Here is an 18001-nt window from a genome sequence, read left to right as displayed (position 1 = left end):
CTCTCAAATTCTTCAAACATTCCGATTCATACATTCTGATAAAAACTAAAAGATACCGCTTTTTACATCAGATATCGACTTTTTTTCCAAAAAAGGTTTTATCACCTTTGCTAACTTGTTAAATTCCACAAGAAAAGCATCGTGCCCATGTGGTGAACTAAACTCTTCATGTTCTACATCAACACTGGCTTTTCTAAGTTCGTCTTTCATGTATTCTTTTAGTGATGGCGGATAGAGTAAGTCTTCTTCTATACCTACAAGCAGTACTTTTGCTTTTATCCTAGAAAGAGCTTTTTTCAAATCACCATTATAAGGCAACCTAACATCGTGAGAATTCATGGCATCAACAAGAGTAAGATAAGAGTTAGCATCAAATCGATTAATGAACTTTTCGCCCTGATGTTCTAGATAACTTTCCACCTCATATTCTGCTTCCCCGTATCTTACATCTTTGCCCTGCCTATCAAAACGCTCTGTCAAAAGCTCACCACTTTTGTACGTGAGCATCGCCGCCATCCTTGCAAGGGCCAACCCTTCGTCAGGTCTTACACCATATTTATAGTAGTAACCTTGGTGAAAGTTTCTATCCTGCTTAATTGCCCTAATACCTATCCAATTATACCCTATAGCGTGGGAGTTTAGCCAAAATGGTGCTGCTATAACGATGGTCTTTTCAAGCTTTTCGGGGTACATTATGGCCCACTCTAACGCCTGCATACCACCTATTGAGCCACCAGCTACCGCATACCACCTTTTAATCCCCAAAACATCCATCATTTCATGCTGTAATTTGACAATATCTTTGATATTTATTTTGGGGAAATCAGGACCATAAGGTTCGCCTGTATTTGGATCTTTCGACATAGGCCCCGTGGTCCCATAACAACTGCCCAAAATATTCATACAGACAACAAAGTATCTGTTGGTATCAAATAATCTTCCCGGGCCAATTATAGGTGCCCAAAAACCATCCTCCAGGTTATCACTACCACCTTCTACCCCTGCCTGACTGCTTCCTGTCAAAGCATGACAAACCAGGATGGCATTATCACCACTATCATTTAGTTTTCCATAAGTATCATAAGCTATCTGAACATTCTCAAGTATGTCTCCGTTTTCAAGTTCAAAAGGAGTTTTTAGTTCATAATATGATGTATTCACAAAAGATCTACTCCTTTATAATCAAATCTTACTAAAATCTACAATCTATTCTTAAATTAATCTATCTTTTTTTTAATCAATCTTTATATTCTTCAGTCAATGTAAATCACTGTATTTAAACTATATATTTAGCTGCATGATTTCTTTAATGCTTGGTCTAGATCGTTTTTTAGGTCTTCTACGTTTTCAAGTCCAACAGAAATACGGATAAGCTCGGGTAGCACTCCAGCTTTTTGCTGCTCTTCCTTTGATAACTGCTGATGGGTTGTGCTCGCCGGGTGAATGATTAAGGATTTGGCATCACCTACATTGGCAAGATGAGAAAACACCTTCACGTTTTTTATAACCTCTTCGCCAGCTTCAGAGCCACCTTTGATACCAAAGGTAAATACCGCTCCTGGCCCTTTATTCAAATATTTATTAGATAGTTCATGGTCTTTATGGCTCTTTAGTCCAGCATATTCTACCCACTCAACACAAGAATGTTCTTCCAAAAATCTAGCAACTTCAAGAGAATTCTCAACATGGCGCTCCATTCTTAAGGATAGAGTCTCAATGCCCTGCAAAATCAAAAAGCCGTTAAAAGGACTCATGCAGGCACCAACATCTCTCAAAAGCTGTACCCTTGCTTTTGTAATATAAGCAGCTTCACCTATGTCGTTATATACCAGACCATGATAGGAAGGATCAGGTTCGTTAAACTCAGGGAATCTTTCTTTATTCCATTCAAAATTACCACCGTCTACAATAGCACCGCCTATTGAAGTTCCATGCCCTCCCAAAAACTTGGTCACTGAATGAATGACGACATTTGCACCATAGTCAATTGGCCTGCATAGATAAGGGGTTGCAAAGGTATTATCTACAATCAAAGGCAGACCATGATCATTTGCTGTTTTGGCAACCTTTTCGATATCTAATATACTTCCTTTGGGGTTCCCGATAGTTTCTGCAAATACAGCCCTTGTCTTATCATTAATTAATCTTTTTATCTCATCAGTATCGTTAGGATCCTCTAGGAATTTTACTTTGATCCCAAACTTAGGCAGGGTATTAGTAAATAACGTATGGGTCCCTCCATATAAATGGCTAGAGGATATCACTTCATCTCCTGCCCCGGCAATATTAAGTAAAGAATATGTTATCGCAGCCTGCCCAGATGCAACGGCAAGCCCTCCAACACCACCTTCAAGGGAACTAAGCCTTTTTTCTAATACTTCAAGAGTTGGATTTGTAATTCTTGTGTATATATAACCCTCCTGCTCTAAAGCAAAAATTTTGGCAGCATATTCTGGGCTTTCAAACACGTATGAAGTTGTCTGATAGATAGGAACAGCTCTAGAAGCCGTTTCTTTGTCCGGTTCATGACCTGCATGTAACTGTCTAGTTTCAAATCCTGATTCATTAAATTCAACCATCAAAAAAACCTCCTGTTTAATTTTCTTATCCAGGAGGCTGTTAACTGCCTATTATCCACCGGTAACTCCAAAAAACCTTATCATCCGGTACCGGTACCTATTTACCGGTACCGCAGGTATTGGCACCTTGCGAAAATCAATTAACGGGTCATTTTCGCTGGTTGCCGGGCGTCATAGGGCCAGTCCCTCAGCCTCTCTGGATAAGGAAACGCTATATACTTTTCGTATGAACGAATTCACTAAATAAATATTTAGCCTATAATATACACTTAAAATACAGTATTGTCAACAACTAACTTATTATATAAACCTTGTACTTATAAATTTATATTCCATTTGCTATTCTAACATCTGATTTATTTCTTCATAAGTGTTTTCATCAAGCTTAATTGAATCATTTTCGACTATATCAGTCTTTAGCTCTTTTAGTACTTCATCAATCTCTTCTTCTGATAAAACCATATCTTTATCAAAATCATAATTATAATCTGTTTCTTTCACTTTTATCATCCCCCTAAGAATTAAATAGGAACCAATTATTGAAATTAATCACTGATTCTATTTTACTAAATAGACAAAACTTTTCCTGAGGCTTTGGTCCCGATTTGTGAAATTGATTAATAAAAGGATGCGTTATAGTTTATTTTTGATATCTATTAAAAACACCTGCCTGCTACCAAAAGTGAGCTTTTTAGCAAATTCTTGCAACACGTTGGTAATAGACAGGTGCTTAAGGCTATACTAAAAAGAGCTTCATAAAAAAGGTCATCAGGCCTTTTTTATCTCTTCGTACTTATCTTCAGCTTTTTCCTTCCAATTGTTAGCAATCTCGTCCATCTTATGCGCTTCTAGCCCTTCAAGAACTTTTTCTGCTCCCGGGTGAGTCGGTTTTGCCCCTGACTCCTGAATAATCTCTCTCAAAGCTTCCGGAACATCTATAAGGGGACACGGACGAAGCATATTGTCACTAAAAGGCTGTCTTTTTTGATAAGCTTTAAATATCGGGGTATTTAAGATTTTCTTTAATGATTTCCTTTTTATATTATCCGCAGCAAAATGAATAAAAGCACACGGTTCCACATCGCCTTTGGCAGTTATATGGAAGTATCTTCGCCCTCCTGCGATACAGCCTTGAGGCAGTGAGCCATCATTCCAAAAGTCTGCCATCTGCAGGGTTTTCTCTGTTCTTATCTGCCTCACCCTTTCAATAAGCCAGCTGCGTTGAGATGCTGTTAACATCAAGGAATAATCTGGGTCACTACCAACGGGGATATAATGAAATGACCATCCATATAGTGCTCCTTTTTGAATCATAAGATCGATAAACTCATCTGACATGACTTCTTCGCAGTTTTCACTTGTAAGGGTTACACTAAAACCAAATGGCACCCCGACTTTTCTAAGGTTATCCATAGCTTTCATAACCTTATTAAAGACCCCTTGCCCACGCCTATCATCTGTTGTCTTTTCTTTTCCTTCAAGGCTCAAAACTACACTAACATTGCCAATCTCTTCAAGTTTCTCGGCAATCTGTTCATTTATCAAGGTCCCATTTGAATAGACCATAAACGCCATGTCATCGTGCTTTCTAAACAGCTCAAAAAGACGCGGCCACATAAAAGGTTCTCCGCCAGAAAGAGCTATAAAGTATATTCCAAGCTCTTTTGCTTCTTCTATTATTCTGTCAACTTCTTCGAATTTAAGAGAATTGTGTTTCTCATATGCCCCTGCCCAGCAGCCAAAACAGTTCAAGTTACACTTACTAGTCGGGTCTATCAGAATAGAAAACGGTACACTAACCCCTAATTCCTCAGCCATTTTATTCTGTTTGGGTACACCCATCAACATAGCATTCAGAAATAGATTAACCAGCCCTTTTTGCTGCACATTTATACTAACGTTTCCGAAGATTCTTTTTAAGTACTCTTGTTTTACCTGATCAGTCTGTAGTTGATATTTGGCATCTTGTATCATCTTATGGTGATGAGAAGCTATAGGAGCCTTTTGTATCATTTCCATTGTCTTAATCAAGTTATTATATGGGGCCTTTTCCATGTAATTTAAAGCTTTTTTAAATATTCTATCACCCATAAACTGTTTGGCCCGTTCCCTAACGCTTCCCTCTATCATAATGGCCATATATATAAGCCCCCTTTTTAGCTAAGTTCAGTAACTTATTTTAAGTTTTTGCCAATACAACAAGTTTTATTCAGCAGAGTCTTATTCGGCAGGGTCTACTTCTAGCAGCTATGATATATCACCTACGATATTAGTTTTATCATCTAGATTAGTTATGATCTAATAGATAGTTATTTGCATCAAACATACATTTCATCCCTCTTAGAAGTTTTACCGAATGAAGCCAGTTAGAAGGAGTAAGTAATACATCCCTTATTGTTGAGTTAAGCCTTATTCGAGGAATATTTTGTTTGTAGGATTCTTTCCATAATCTTGCAAAATTTTGATAAAAATTCTCTAAGGGCATATTGGTTGGTAGTACTACGTGAAGCAGATCATAAAGACGAAAATCTTCTGTTAATATCCTATCTTTTTCTTCTTCATATAGAATCGTTCCAGGAAGGGGGGTAAGTACTGAAAAAGAAGGGGCCCTAATTTCTTTTTCTTTTATGTAGCTTAACATCACTTCAAAATCATTTTCACTGTAAGAGGGGTTGACTATTAATGAAGAAGTCACATTTATGCCTCTATTTCTAAGAGCAAATAACGCCTCTTCATTATTTTTGATTGTATTTCTTTTGTCGAGATTATTTAAACCCTGTTGATCAATCTGTTCAAAGCCTATAAAAACAGAAGATAATCCAACTTCTCGCCATAGATCTATCAAGTCGATATTTCGAACTATATCATCACTTCTAGCCTGAATGCTAAAGTACTTTTTGATTCCAGCCTCTTTTAGCAGCTCACCAATTCGATATGCCCGTTCTATACTGGCAAAAAAATTATCATCTGTAACCAAAATCGTATCTCCAGGCATACTCACGATCTCTTCAAAGACTCGCTTGGCACTTTTCAGCCTGTAGCTGCTTCGGTAAAAGCGCCATACACTGCAAAATTTGCACTTATATGGACATCCCCTGGCTGTCTCTAGAGCATACGCAGGCCGTCTTAGCCCAAGGTAATAATAAGGTCGATATTCTGCTACTAGATCGCGCCTTGGATATGGAAGGTTATTTAGATCCTTTATCAAAGAGCGAGGAGTAGTATGATACTGCTGATTTTTACTTCCTCCCTCGTTTATTACTAGCCCATTAACTTCTTTAAGTTCTTTAAGTGCTTTAAAGTCTTTTTTATTTTCATACGTACTTACTAATTCCTTAATTGTTTCTTCCCCTTCACCAATTACCAGGGCATCAACATAATTAGAAGCAAAGTGTTCTGGTTTTGTTGCTGCGTGATGGCCTCCGATAAATATAAAAGTTTCCTTAGACTCACTTTTTATCTCTTTAGCTATCGTTATAGTCTTATCATAATCTACGGTAAAGGAGCATGAGATCCCACACATATCCGGTTGGAAATCAGTTACTATACTCTTAATATCCCCTGGATTTGCAAAATCTACTATCTTTACTTCATGCTCTTTAAGAACTCCTGCAATCATCAATAGACCTAGAGGTTCCACCTGCATAAGATCTCTAAAACCCATGGTGCTATTTTGATTGACTCTAACAAGAAGTATTCTCATCATTCTAAACCTCCGTCATCCTACATTTAATTATTTCGCTCCATTTATACTGTGCTTTTTGAATTAAAATTATCCAAAAAAAAAGCCCTACATGGGCACATAATTAATATAGCTAATCTAATTCATTTTCATGTCTTAATATTTCATAGTACAAGTTTTCATTTATATAAAATCCTTTTCTGATAATTAATTCAAGGTAACATTTAACTTCACTAATTAACTCTTTGTTTTTAGCTTGAATCAGTAATCCTATTACCCCGGTTTTGTTTAGATTGTAATCCCCTGCATATTTTCTTGCTTGTTTCTCATCAATTACTACAAGATCAGCTTTAAATTCTAAAGCTAGGACAATTGCAGCAGCTTCACCTATATCTAGATGGCTTTTAAGAGCGATTAACAACGGTATATTCGATACTTTTTCAACCAAGATGTGATTTTTATCAACAAGTTCTGATATCTTATTTACACCCTCTTTATCCTTTCCTTCTATTATTAACTCATTATACACCTCTTCAGGTATCATTATTTGACCAAACAAATCAATAATTATATTTAAACATTTTGCTTTAGACAAATTTATTAAAGGTGATGAGTTAAAAACAACAGGGTTAACTTTTTCCATATTCTAAATCTTCCTCTAGGTTTTCTGAGTCATAATGTCTTTCTATTCTCCTTTCACCTAATTCCTCATGAAATTCCCATTTTGACATATTAGCAAGTTCTCTTGCTTTTCCAAAAGATAAATATCCCTGCTTATAAAAAGTGACTGCTAGCTCTTTAAGAATGACCTTTTCTTTTTGTTTATCTGGGACTTTTATAGCTGAGTAAACATTTTCAGGGATAGATAGTACTTTATGTCCATGCTTATTTTCTTCATTGTTTTTAAAGCCCTCGCCCATATCAACACCCCTTTCTGACTAGCATACAATACCTTTTAACTGTAATTTATTGGTTGCTTACATTATAACATAAGTTAAGTCATTAAAAAAATTTTTACTTAAACAAGGGTTAAATTACCCTTGAATTACTACACTAATGAAGCCTTTAAATCTTTAATAAAGTTTATGATTTCTGTAAAGTCTTTATTGTCAGGTTTTTTTGGGAGGCTTTCTATTTTTTTGATTATTGCGCTTCCAACAATAACTCCATCTGCAAGTTCAGAAGCTTTTTTGGCCTGGTCAGGGTTTGATATCCCAAAGCCTATTGCCAGGGGAACATCAGTGTAATTTTTAATTTTTTCAACTGCTTCTCTTACCTGATAATCAAAACCTTCCCTAACACCAGTTACACCTGCAACAGATACGCAGTAGATAAAACCTTTTGCCCTTTTGGCCACTTCTTTAAGTCTATTTTCGTCACTTGTGGGAGCGATAAAAGATATCAGGTCAAGTTTATCTTTAGCTTGTTTTTCCAGTCCATCTCTTTCTTCAAAGGCAAGATCGGGGATAACAAGACCATTAAGCCCGGCTTCACAAAAATCATTTATGAACTTCTCTGTGCCATAATTATATATTGGGTTAAAATAAGCCAGTAAAACCAAGGGCTTGTCAGTTTTGGCTCTTATTTTTTTTATGAGTTCAAGTACTTGTGCGATTTTTACATTGCCTGCCCTCTCAGCCGATTGCTGAATTACAGGGCCATCTGCAAGGGGATCAGAGTACGGCAGTCCTATCTCCAATATGTCCCCTCCATTATCTAGTATCTCTAGTGCTAGCTTTTCAGTTGTCGATAGATCCGGATCTCCTGCCATAATAAAAGGTATGAGAACTTTTTCATTGTTTTTATTTTTGGTGGCAAAATACTTTTCGATTACACTATTATCATACTCAATATATTTATCCATCTAGTAACACCCCCATATCTGAGACTTGTTCTACATCTTTATCACCACGGCCTGAAAGGTTTATTACAATCAAAGGTTCTTTATTTTTCTTGTTATACAGGTTTTCATCTAAAAATTCTTTGCTTTGAACCATTTTTTTGGTATATGCTATAGCATGAGCGCTTTCTAGGGCAGGGATTATCCCTTCTGTACTTGAAAGAAGTTTGAAGGCATCTAAAGCTTCTTTATCATCAACTACACCATATTTAGCCCTATTGATATCTTTTAGATATGAATGCTCTGGTCCAACACCAGGGTAGTCAAGACCTGCCGAGATAGAATGAACAGGTTCAATCTGACCTTCCCTATCTTGAAGCAGATAACTTTTGCTACCGTGAAGAACCCCTGCAGTGCCGTAATTTAATACAGCTGCATGACAGCCTCTTTCTATTTTTTCGCCTCCTGCCTCTACTCCTATTAGTTCTACCTCATCATCATCTATAAAAGGATGCATTATGCCAATGGCATTACTGCCTCCACCAACACAGGCCACGATATAATCAGGATTTCTTCCTTCCACGTCATTTATCTGTGTCTTTGTTTCGTGGCCGATTACTTTCTGAAAATCCCTAACTATTGTCGGATAAGGATGAGGCCCTACAGCAGATCCAAGCAAGTAATAAGTATCAGATACATTACTCACCCAGTATCTGATGGCTTCATTTGTAGCATCCTTAAGTGTTTTACTGCCAGTCTTGACAGGCTCTACATTGGCACCTAGAAGTTTCATCCTAAACACGTTTAGCCCCTGACGGGAAATGTCCTCTTCACCCATAAATACCGTACATTCTAAACCAAGCCTTGCAGCTACAGTAGCAGTTGCAACACCATGCTGGCCGGCTCCTGTCTCTGCAACTATCTTCTTTTTGCCCATTTTTTTGGCCAAGATTCCCTGGCCTACAGTATTATTAATCTTATGAGCCCCTGTATGGGAGAGGTCTTCTCTTTTTAGATATACTTTCGGATTAATATCAAAATCACTATCAATATTATTATCCATTTCTTTTATATCTTTTGTTAGAGCCTCAGAAAACCTCTTGGCATAATATAGAGCTGTTGGCCTACCTACATAGTTCTGCAAAACTTCATTCAGTTCTTTCTTAAAATCAGGCTCATCCTTAAGACTGTTATAAGCTTCTTCCAATTCATTAAGGGGAGCAATCAAAGTCTCTGGCACATATCTGCCGCCAAATTCACCGAAATACATCTTTTTGCCACCTCCACACTTGTGTAATAAATTCTTTCATTTTTTCTTTATCTTTTTTTGCATTTGATTCTATACCACTGCTAACGTCCACCCCGTAAGGACTTGTTTTTTGTAGGGCTTCATAAATGTTATCCGGGTTAAGACCTCCAGCCAGTATAAGGGGCTTATCTATATTATCTTTGACCCTGTCAAAATACTCCCAGTTAAAGGTCTTACCTGTCCCCCCGTGCCCATCTTTGCTGTAAGCATCAAGAAGATAGCCACTTAGATACCTACAAGAATACTTTTCACTAGCAAAATCTATTATTTCCGAAACACTGCTCTCATCCTTGACTTTAAAAGCTTTGATTATATCAACATTCAAATTAAGATTGTCAAATATCTTACAAAGGCTTTTGATATAACTTTCAGTTTCATCACCATGCAGCTGAACATAATCTAATCTGCAGTAACTAGCAATTTCTGCTACTTTATTTTCACTTTCACCCACAAATACTCCACCCACACTAACGAAAGGCCCAAGGCTTCCTACGATCTCTTTTGCTTTATCTGTAGAAACTTGCCTTTTACTTTTGGCAAATACAAAACCAAGGGCATCAACCCCTAGAGTTTGGGCATACTTTGCTGTTTCTAAGTCTGTGATGCCGCAGTATTTAACTCTAGCCATTCTTTCTGCCCTCCTTGCCACCCCCTGAAGTTATCTCTTTATCTATTTTATCTGTTAACTTTAGTTCTCTTATTTTTTCTGCCGGGTTTTTGTTTTTAACAAGGGCTTCTCCAACTAGAACCCCATTTACAAAAACCTCATCAGACCCTATTTTTTTAAGCTCCAAAATATCTTCACTATTTTCTATACCACTTTCACTTATGACTACTTTGTCTTTTGGGATCAAAGGCAAGATATTTCTTGTATTGTCTAAAGAAGTTTTAAACTCCTTTAGATTTCTATTGTTTATCCCAATCATTCTGGCATTTGCATTAAGGGCCTTTTGCAAGTCTTCTTTTGTATGAACTTCTACAAGGGGCTCTATACCCAGGCTAAGACTTATATTGATAAACTCCTTTAGCTTATTTTCAGTGAGGACTGAGCTTATAAGCAAAATAAATTTCGCTCCAAGTACTTTACTCTCATATATTTGATAAGAATCTATGACAAAATCTTTTCTCAAAAGAGGCAGTTTAGTACTTTGCCTTACTTCTTCAAACAGCTCTACACCTCCGAGAAAAAAATCTTCTTCAGTAACCACAGAGATGATATCCGCTTCACCTTCTTCATAATGAGAAACAAGTTCTGGTATATCATACTGAAAATCAAATTTCCCCTTAGAAGGTGAAGCTTTTTTTACTTCAGATATAATAATAAATTCTTCATGCTCTTTTAATAAAAACTTATTTTTTTCACTCTTATTTTTTTCACTCTTATTTTTTTCACTTTTGTTTTTTTGCTCCGCATTACAAATCATTTCTTCTGCTTTTTTCTTCATCTCTTCAAAGCCTGTTTTCATCTTAGCTTTCTCTACTCTTTCTTTCTTTTTCTCGATTATTTTGTCTAGGATCAAACCACTCCACGCTCCTTACTCATGCTTTTTAGCATATTTAACTTCTCAAGGGGGGCGCCTTTATCTATTTGTGCTTCTACAATTTGCATTCCTTCTTTTAGATCTTTGGCTTTTTCTCCAACCACAAGAGCTGCCGCAGAGTTTAAGACAACTATATCCCTTGAGGGGCCTTTTTTCCCATTCAAGATATCCAATATTAAGCCAGCATTATAATTCTTATCTCCTCCTGCAAGTTCTTCTGGAGAAACCATATCTTTCCCGTAATCAGAAGGATTTAGATAAAAAGTAGTGATTTCCCCCTCGTCTAGCTCTGTCACTTTGGTTTTCTCACACATTGTAATCTCATCCATCCCATCAAGTCCGTGAACTACCCATGCTTTTTTGGAACCTAATTTTTTTAGCACCTCAGCCATTACCTCTGTCAAACTCTCGTCATAAACCCCTATTAGCTGCCTTTTGGCTCCGGCTGGGTTTGTCAGGGGACCAAGAACATTAAATACAGTCTTTATCCCCATTTCCCTGCGAGGTTCTTTGGCATGTTTCATCGCTTCATGATGAATCGGGGCATACAAAAATCCCAGTCCAACTTTTTCAATGCATTCTTTCGTCTTTTCAGGAGAAGTTGTGATTTCTACCCCTAATTCTTCCAAAATATCAGCACTTCCGCACGAGCTAGAAACCGCTCTATTGCCATGCTTTGCAACTTTTAGGCCACAACCAGAGACAACTATTGCACAAGCTGTTGAAATATTAAATGTTGAACTAATATCTCCGCCTGTACCGCATGTATCAATAACACTGTCACTTAGACCACCTTCTACATCAGCCTCTTTTGTAGCAAAAGTTTTATGATCTAAGTTTATTTTCTTACTTTTCTCCCTCATCACCCTGGCAAAACCCGTTATTTCATCAACTGTTTCACCTTTCATTTTCATAGCTACTATCAGCGAAGCTAGCTGAGCCGAAGTAAGTTCTCCAGCAAGAATTTTACGCATTAGATATTCACTTTCTTTTTCTGTCAGGTTAGAGCCTTCTGTTACTTTCTTGATACATCCTTTAATTTCCAACTGATCTTTCATCACAGTTCACCCCTTCCTTGACAAAGTTATAAAGAATCTTCTTTCCTTCAAAAGTCTTTAATGACTCAGGATGAAACTGAACTCCCTCCACAGGATAGTTACGATGCCTTATCCCCATGATTTCACCCTCATCAGTACTAGCAGTTATTTTCAAAAACATAGGTACACTTTCTTTATCAATTATTAGAGAATGATAACGGGTAGCTTCGAAGTTTTGCGATACTCCTTCATAAATCCCAACTTCATCATGATTAATAGTAGAAATTTTGCCGTGCATTAATCTATCAGCCTTTATTACACTGGCCCCAAATACGAGGCCTATAGCCTGATGCCCCAGGCATACCCCCAAAACAGGCACCTCTTTCTTTGAGAAATGATCTATTACACCTGGCACTATCCCTGTATCCTCGGGTCTACCAGGACCAGGAGAGATAATAATCCTGCTTGGATTTAATTCCGTTACTTCTTTTAAGGTTATTTCATCATTTCTAATAACCTTTATATTACTATCAATCTGTCCCAGGTACTGCACCAGGTTATACGTAAATGAATCATAATTATCCAATACCAATATCAAGGCTTTCACCCCCATGAGCTTTTTCTATTACTTTTAATAGTGCCTTAGCTTTAGAGAGAGTTTCCTGATACTCCTTCTCGGGTACCGAGTCAGCAACTATCCCCGCTCCAGCTTGAATGAAGCCTTTATTATCCTTAATAACCAAAGTTCTTATAGTTAGGGCTACATCCATATTGCCGTTAAAGGCCATGTACCCAACACCACCTGAATAAGGGCCTCTCTTGACCGGCTCTAGTTCATCTATGATTTCCATTGCACGTATCTTTGGTGCCCCGCTAACGGTCCCAGCAGGAAAGCAGGCTTTCAACACATCAATCATATCGTAACTTTCATCGACTTCACCCTGAACTTCAGAAACCATATGCATCACATGGGAAAAGTTTTCAATTCCAAATTCCTCTGTAACCTTGACACTTCCATAGGAAGATATTTTGCCGATATCATTTCTGCCAAGATCAATAAGCATCAGGTGTTCTGCTCTTTCTTTAGGATCATTAACTAAGTCATCTGCAAGCTTTTGATCTTCTTTTTCATTTTTGCCTCTTGGTCTAGTACCTGCTATCGGCCTGGTATACACATCCCTTCCTTCCTGTCTTACAAGCATCTCCGGCGATGCCCCAACTACAGAGAATTCTTCAAAATCCATATAGTACATATAAGGGGAAGGATTAACTGTACGAAGCACTCGGTAGATATCCCAGGAGGTACGATCTAATTCTATCTCTAAGCATCTAGACAAAACCACCTGAAAGATATCGCCTTCTAGGATGTAATCTTTAGCCTTTTTCACATCTTCCTTAAACTTTTCAGGAGAATAAAAGGACTGTATAAAGTTACGATCACTAGAATTATTGCTCATTTTTGTTTTACTTTTATTTTCCTTTACTACATCTTCTGCATCTTGCGGATTATTTTTAATTTCATTAGTAGTAGCTTTCTTCATAATTTCTTTAAGCCTATCTACTTTTTCATAGTAGGTTTTTTTAAGTTCATCAACTGATAGTCCTTTGACATCAATGTTTAACACCCCGGTATGTTTATGAAACAAATGATCATATATCATCACAAAATTTGGAAACAAAAGACTAATATCAGGGGTTTCTAGCCTATCTTCCTGACTTTTGGAGAAGCTTTTGTTTTCTTCAATAAAGTTAATCATTTCATAGCCAAAATAACCTACACCCCCACCAAAAAATCTAGGCAAATCTTCTAATTGTGGAGAAGTATACTCTTTATACAGTTCTTTTAGAGCCGTTAGTGGATTAGTTTTTTGTCTTGTTTTGGCGCCATTTTGGGTTATAATAACTTCATCAGAATAACTTTCAAAAGCCATAAAAGGATCACAACCGACAAAAGAATATCTCGCGAGCTTTTCTCTTCCCATACCACTCTCAAGTAAAAACACCGGGTTCTCTTCTTTTAACTTCTCATAGATAGTAATAGGAGTTTCTCTATCGGCTACTTCAGAGATATATATAGGCACAATCCTGTAGTTTTCTGCTAAGTTTTTAAACTCTTCAAAATTTGGACTAACCATTTTTTAACCTCCTTTTTTTGTATAAGCTTTCTATAAGCATAATTTTATAAAATAAAAAAACCTTTCATCCTTATATAAATATAAGGACGAAAGGTTTACTTTCGCGGTGCCACCTTAATTAATCGCTTTAATATAATTAAGTCCAAAATATTATTAAAGCGATCCCCTCTTGGAGGTACGGGACAACTAACATACATCTAAAAAATCACTTTAATAGCTATCCGATACCCTGCTCCTTTTAACGGTAGAGCTCTCCGACAAAGCCTACTCTCCATTTACCATTACGTCATTATGATATATAGATTTCGGTTTGTAGCTCCCGGGGCCATTCACTGTAAATTTCTTTGCCGGATCTCACCAAGCCCGGCTCTCTGTAAAAGAAAACTTATCAGCTACTCTTCCCAGTCTTCGCCTTTAACCAGGGTGTTAATTATTTTATTTTAGTTATTTCAAAGCATACTACTATTATGCTCAATTGTCAATACCCAAATGCAACCCTTCTCAAAACAATTATTCACAAAAATCAACTGTGACATATTAATTGGAATTTTCATTAATAATCTTTTTACTAAATTTATTTCAAACGTCTTTGTAAATATTGGTAAACACTTTAACTAAATTAGGGTCAAATTGAGTCCCTGAACATCTTCTAAATTCGGCTAAAATATCTTCATCAGATACAGCTTTTTTGTAAGGTCTTCCATTAGCCATTACATCAAATGTATCAGCAATTGCAATTATCCTCGCCAATAAAGGAATTTCTTCCCCCTTCAACCCATTGGGATAGCCCTTGCCATCCCAACGTTCATGATGAGCTAAGATTTCTTCAGCTACATAGCTAAATTCTTCTGTTGCTCGTGCTATCTTATAACCTATTTCTGGATGTTCCTTAATCTTTTCCCATTCTTCTTCAGTAGGAGAAGTTGGTTTTACTAAAATTTCCTCAGGCAAATTAACTTTGCCAATATCATGCAATTTAACTGCAACTTTCAACCTGTTTAATTCTTCATTAGGCAGCCCTATCTTTTCGCCTATCTTAAGCCCGATTTTCTGCATACGCTGAACATGTTCTTCTGTCTCAAAACTTTTAGCTTGTAGAGTTCTCAGCAAAGCAAGCAGAACGCTGCCGCTTTTACTTTTACTTTCAGCAATTTTTTGCTTGTACATATAATTTTCCGCTTTGACTAAAACATCTTCCAAATCTATTTCAAAGCTATCTTTAGTAGCATACCCTAAAGACATTGAAACAGGTATTGTTTTAATGAAACTATTTTCACAGTTACACAAAACTCGTTTAGCAATTTCTTCAGCGCTTTTCTTTGATGTCATTGGTAGTAATACAACGAACTCATCTCCACCCCAACGGGCAATTATATCTTCCTTTCTGCAAGAATCTTTTAATATTTCTGCCGCCTTTTTAATCATTTTATCTCCTGTTTTATGTCCATAAGCATCATTAACCAATTTTAATCCATTCAAATCAGCCATAAGCATAGAAATAGGAAGTTGTCTTTTAGTATCTAGCCGCTTCATTTCTTCCTCTATATAAGCCCTGTTGTAAAGACCCGTAAGGCTGTCATGAAAACTTAAAAATTGTATTTTGTTTTCGTACTGCTTACGTTCAGTTATATCATCTGCAATGATCTGGGCACCTGTTATTACGTTATCTTCTAGAAGAGGAGAGATATAGATTTTAACCCATAAATGTTTACCCCAAAAAGATGTATATTCCATTTCAAAATCTTTTATTTCTCCGCTGTTTAGACATTCCTTTAACCTGTTTGAAAATTCAGATTGTCTTAACAAGTGAAATTCCAAAAGATTTATTTCTTTTGTTTTCTTTTCATCAGGAGAACCCAGGTACCTTAACATCTGGTTGTTTATATAATTCAAATCACCCAGGTTATCGCAAGTCATTATTCCAATAGGAGCCTCTTCAGCTAATTTTTCGTATTTCTTTTTGCTTTTTTGCAGTTCTTTTTCTACCTTTTTTCGTTCACTAATATCAGAACCTACACTGATCATAGCTGACCTTCCATGCCAGTTTATTAGTTTCACATATACTTCCATAGGAAAAGTTGAGCCATCTTTACGGTAATGCTCTACTTCAAAGAAAGCCTCCCCTTTTCTTCTAATCTCTTCCATACGCAAAGGAATAAGCTCTTGGGTTTCAGGTGTATCTATTTCATGTAGAGTCTTATTCATAAATTCTTCTTCAGCATAACCGTGTATTTCAAATGTCTTTTGATTTGCATAGAGTATATTTCCTTGAAAGTCATGCACCATGATAGCACCCGGAGCTATATCGAGCATTTGGGCTTGTAATTTTAATTCTTCTTCTAATTCTTTTCTATCTGTTATATCTTCAGCTGAAAATATGACAAATTCCACTTCACCGTCTTTATTCAACTTGGGAGTTTTAGTAATTGCTAAAAGTCTTTCTTCACCATTTTTATTGGCAACCCATTCCTCAGTTTTAATCTGTCTTTTCTCTTCAAAGACCTGCCGATTGCCTTCTAAGCAAACTTCGACTTCTTCTTTAGACAGTACTTCCCATAATGATTTGTTCTCTAGTTTGTGTTTTTCAATACCCAAAAATTCTGAATGTGCTTTATTTATATTCCCATATGTTTCTATATCTTTTTGATACCATACTTGAGTTTCTATATTATCTAACAGCAGCTCTTGTTCCTTAACTTTTTCAATTAAATCTTGTTCTAATTGTAACCTTTTAAGCGTTGATGCTATATGATTGATATACATCTCAACTGCCTCTTTATATTTTAAACTAGCACCTTTAGGCATAATAATTGATACAGAACCCAGGATGTCATCTAAATAACTCATTTCCATAGTATAATAATCTCCTACAAATTCAGAAGCAACAATATCATTAACGCGACTTAGCTTATCCTTAATACCTAAGCCTTCGTGATTAGTTTTCCATTTTGCCCCTTTAGGCTGGAACCCAAAATTTTCTAGCGATCTTTTTATTTTATCAGAAATACCACTGACAGACTTAGTTATAGTTACATTATAGTCTTCCTGTGAAACCAGGTTTAAAACGACATATTTTGCTCCTGTTATTTCTTTAATTGACTTGGTAAAAAAGTCATAATCTAAATCCTCTGCCGATAAATGTTGACATTTAATAGTATAGTCTAGAATTTTATCTAATAATTTTTTTTCTTCATGATAGGTGACATCTTGAAATAGTGTCACAAAATAATCCTGTTTGTCACTGTATACTTTAACCTCATACCACTTCCCCAAAGGTTCTGAATAAGCACTAAAGGTTTTTTTGCCACCATTTTGAGCTATTTCACCATATATGCCTATCCAATCAAAACTTGAATTTTCTATACCAGGCAGAACATCGGTTGCTCGTTTGTTTAGTATTTCTTCACCTAACCCCGTAAATTCAGTAAACTTATCATTTATATCTATAAAAATATAGTCTACTACTTGTCCATTATCTAAAACCACCTTATGATAAGCATATGCATCTGAAATGTTATCTTTTAAAAGTGAAGTATTAACCACTCGATGTCCCCCCTCTAGAAATAACATCAAACAGTTTTGTTCATTTAACCTTTCTTTCTAAACCAATTAAAGTAATAAGTTATAACAAAAGTTAACAACAAAACTAAACTCATTCTAGCTATTATTAGGAAATCTGCAGTTATTAAAAAGCTAAATATTATTAGGAATGCTACTATTAAAGATAACCCCCACATTCCTTTTTCTTTAGTTATTAAGTATTCAAAAAAAATTCTTTTAGTTTTGTTCCTATTACAATTTGTATTAATATATAGTTGTTCTTTTTTTAATAAGTATTATCCTTCAAAGCTTTTTCTGATAATTTGATAATTATAAAA

The 18001-nt window shown here is 36.2% G+C and carries 15 protein-coding genes, 1 riboswitch and 1 other annotated feature; all 15 genes read right to left on the bottom strand.

The features are described from left to right. Positions 1–45: 45 nt before the first annotated feature. Positions 46–1161, bottom strand: coding sequence for a homoserine O-acetyltransferase MetX (metX, locus tag ACONDI_RS00720; protein ID WP_241079587.1), 1116 nt, complete (start codon positions 1159–1161; stop codon positions 46–48). Positions 1162–1289: 128 nt separating this feature from the next. After that, positions 1290–2579 (bottom strand): O-acetylhomoserine aminocarboxypropyltransferase/cysteine synthase family protein, encoded by a 1290-nt coding sequence (locus ACONDI_RS00715; protein ID WP_241079586.1) that lies wholly within the window; start codon positions 2577–2579, stop codon positions 1290–1292. Positions 2580–2653: 74 nt separating this feature from the next. Further along, positions 2654–2786, bottom strand: a riboswitch (SAM riboswitch). A gap of 132 nt (positions 2787–2918) precedes the next feature. Next, complete coding sequence (locus ACONDI_RS00710; protein ID WP_241079585.1) at positions 2919–3080, bottom strand: hypothetical protein; 162 nt, start codon at positions 3078–3080, stop codon at positions 2919–2921. 267 nt (positions 3081–3347) lie between these two features. Further along, on the bottom strand, positions 3348–4718 hold the full coding sequence (locus ACONDI_RS00705) for a radical SAM/SPASM domain-containing protein (protein WP_241079584.1): 1371 nt from the start codon (positions 4716–4718) through the stop codon (positions 3348–3350). A 148-nt stretch (positions 4719–4866) separates the two neighbouring features. Further along, positions 4867–6285: a B12-binding domain-containing radical SAM protein gene (locus ACONDI_RS00700; RefSeq protein WP_241079583.1), complete on the bottom strand. Its 1419-nt coding sequence runs from the start codon at positions 6283–6285 to the stop codon at positions 4867–4869. A 109-nt stretch (positions 6286–6394) separates the two neighbouring features. Further along, on the bottom strand, positions 6395–6904 hold the full coding sequence (locus ACONDI_RS00695) for a PIN domain-containing protein (protein ID WP_241079582.1): 510 nt from the start codon (positions 6902–6904) through the stop codon (positions 6395–6397). Beyond that, positions 6891–7181, bottom strand: a complete 291-nt coding sequence (locus ACONDI_RS00690) for a UPF0175 family protein (protein ID WP_241079581.1) — start codon at positions 7179–7181, stop codon at positions 6891–6893. The genes ACONDI_RS00695 and ACONDI_RS00690 overlap by 14 nt, the downstream gene beginning before the upstream one ends. 128 nt (positions 7182–7309) lie before the next feature. Further along, positions 7310–8125: a tryptophan synthase subunit alpha gene (gene trpA / locus ACONDI_RS00685; RefSeq protein ID WP_241079580.1), complete on the bottom strand. Its 816-nt coding sequence runs from the start codon at positions 8123–8125 to the stop codon at positions 7310–7312. Continuing rightward, entirely contained in the window at positions 8118–9371 is a 1254-nt protein-coding gene (trpB, locus tag ACONDI_RS00680) for a tryptophan synthase subunit beta (RefSeq protein WP_241079579.1), read from the bottom strand. The genes trpA and trpB overlap by 8 nt, the downstream gene beginning before the upstream one ends. Then, on the bottom strand, positions 9358–10038 hold the full coding sequence (locus tag ACONDI_RS00675) for a phosphoribosylanthranilate isomerase (protein ID WP_241079578.1): 681 nt from the start codon (positions 10036–10038) through the stop codon (positions 9358–9360). The genes trpB and ACONDI_RS00675 overlap by 14 nt, the downstream gene beginning before the upstream one ends. Next, positions 10031–10930 carry an indole-3-glycerol phosphate synthase TrpC gene (gene trpC / locus ACONDI_RS00670; protein WP_241079577.1) on the bottom strand — a complete coding sequence of 300 codons (900 nt, stop codon included), beginning with the start codon at positions 10928–10930 and terminating at the stop codon, positions 10031–10033. The genes ACONDI_RS00675 and trpC overlap by 8 nt, the downstream gene beginning before the upstream one ends. Next, entirely contained in the window at positions 10927–12009 is a 1083-nt protein-coding gene (trpD, locus tag ACONDI_RS00665; RefSeq protein ID WP_241079576.1) for an anthranilate phosphoribosyltransferase, read from the bottom strand. Before trpD ends, trpC begins: the two co-directional genes overlap by 4 nt. Next, a complete protein-coding gene (locus ACONDI_RS00660; RefSeq protein ID WP_241079575.1) occupies positions 11987–12586 on the bottom strand; it encodes an anthranilate synthase component II in 600 nt (199 codons plus the stop codon). Before ACONDI_RS00660 ends, trpD begins: the two co-directional genes overlap by 23 nt. Further along, complete coding sequence (gene trpE / locus ACONDI_RS00655; RefSeq protein WP_241079574.1) at positions 12567–14123, bottom strand: anthranilate synthase component I; 1557 nt, start codon at positions 14121–14123, stop codon at positions 12567–12569. Before trpE ends, ACONDI_RS00660 begins: the two co-directional genes overlap by 20 nt. 79 nt (positions 14124–14202) lie before the next feature. Next, positions 14203–14541, bottom strand: a binding site (T-box leader). 161 nt (positions 14542–14702) lie between these two features. After that, on the bottom strand, positions 14703–17666 hold the full coding sequence (locus ACONDI_RS00650; protein ID WP_241079573.1) for a PAS domain S-box protein: 2964 nt from the start codon (positions 17664–17666) through the stop codon (positions 14703–14705). Between the last annotated feature and the right edge of the window lie 335 nt (positions 17667–18001).

The organism is Natranaerofaba carboxydovora, assembly GCF_022539405.1.
GTDB classification, from domain to species: domain Bacteria; phylum Bacillota; class Natranaerobiia; order Natranaerobiales; family Natranaerofabaceae; genus Natranaerofaba; species Natranaerofaba carboxydovora.
Note: the sequence above shows the minus strand (reverse complement) of the source record. Positions and strands in the feature narration are given on the sequence as shown.

Bases quoted from the DNA above. Each gene is read 5' to 3' on its own strand.
- ACONDI_RS00715 (WP_241079586.1), bottom strand. From the start codon at position 2,579: ATGGTTGAATTTAATGAATCAGGATTTGAAACTAGACAGTTACATGCA.
- ACONDI_RS00705 (WP_241079584.1), bottom strand. From the start codon at position 4,718: ATGGCCATTATGATAGAGGGAAGCGTTAGGGAACGGGCCAAACAGTTT.
- ACONDI_RS00700 (WP_241079583.1), bottom strand. From the start codon at position 6,285: ATGATGAGAATACTTCTTGTTAGAGTCAATCAAAATAGCACCATGGGT.
- ACONDI_RS00695 (WP_241079582.1), bottom strand. From the start codon at position 6,904: ATGGAAAAAGTTAACCCTGTTGTTTTTAACTCATCACCTTTAATAAAT.
- ACONDI_RS00690 (WP_241079581.1), bottom strand. From the start codon at position 7,181: ATGGGCGAGGGCTTTAAAAACAATGAAGAAAATAAGCATGGACATAAA.
- trpA (WP_241079580.1), bottom strand. From the start codon at position 8,125: ATGGATAAATATATTGAGTATGATAATAGTGTAATCGAAAAGTATTTT.
- trpB (WP_241079579.1), bottom strand. From the start codon at position 9,371: ATGTATTTCGGTGAATTTGGCGGCAGATATGTGCCAGAGACTTTGATT.
- ACONDI_RS00675 (WP_241079578.1), bottom strand. From the start codon at position 10,038: ATGGCTAGAGTTAAATACTGCGGCATCACAGACTTAGAAACAGCAAAG.
- trpD (WP_241079576.1), bottom strand. From the start codon at position 12,009: ATGAAAGATCAGTTGGAAATTAAAGGATGTATCAAGAAAGTAACAGAA.
- trpE (WP_241079574.1), bottom strand. From the start codon at position 14,123: ATGGTTAGTCCAAATTTTGAAGAGTTTAAAAACTTAGCAGAAAACTAC.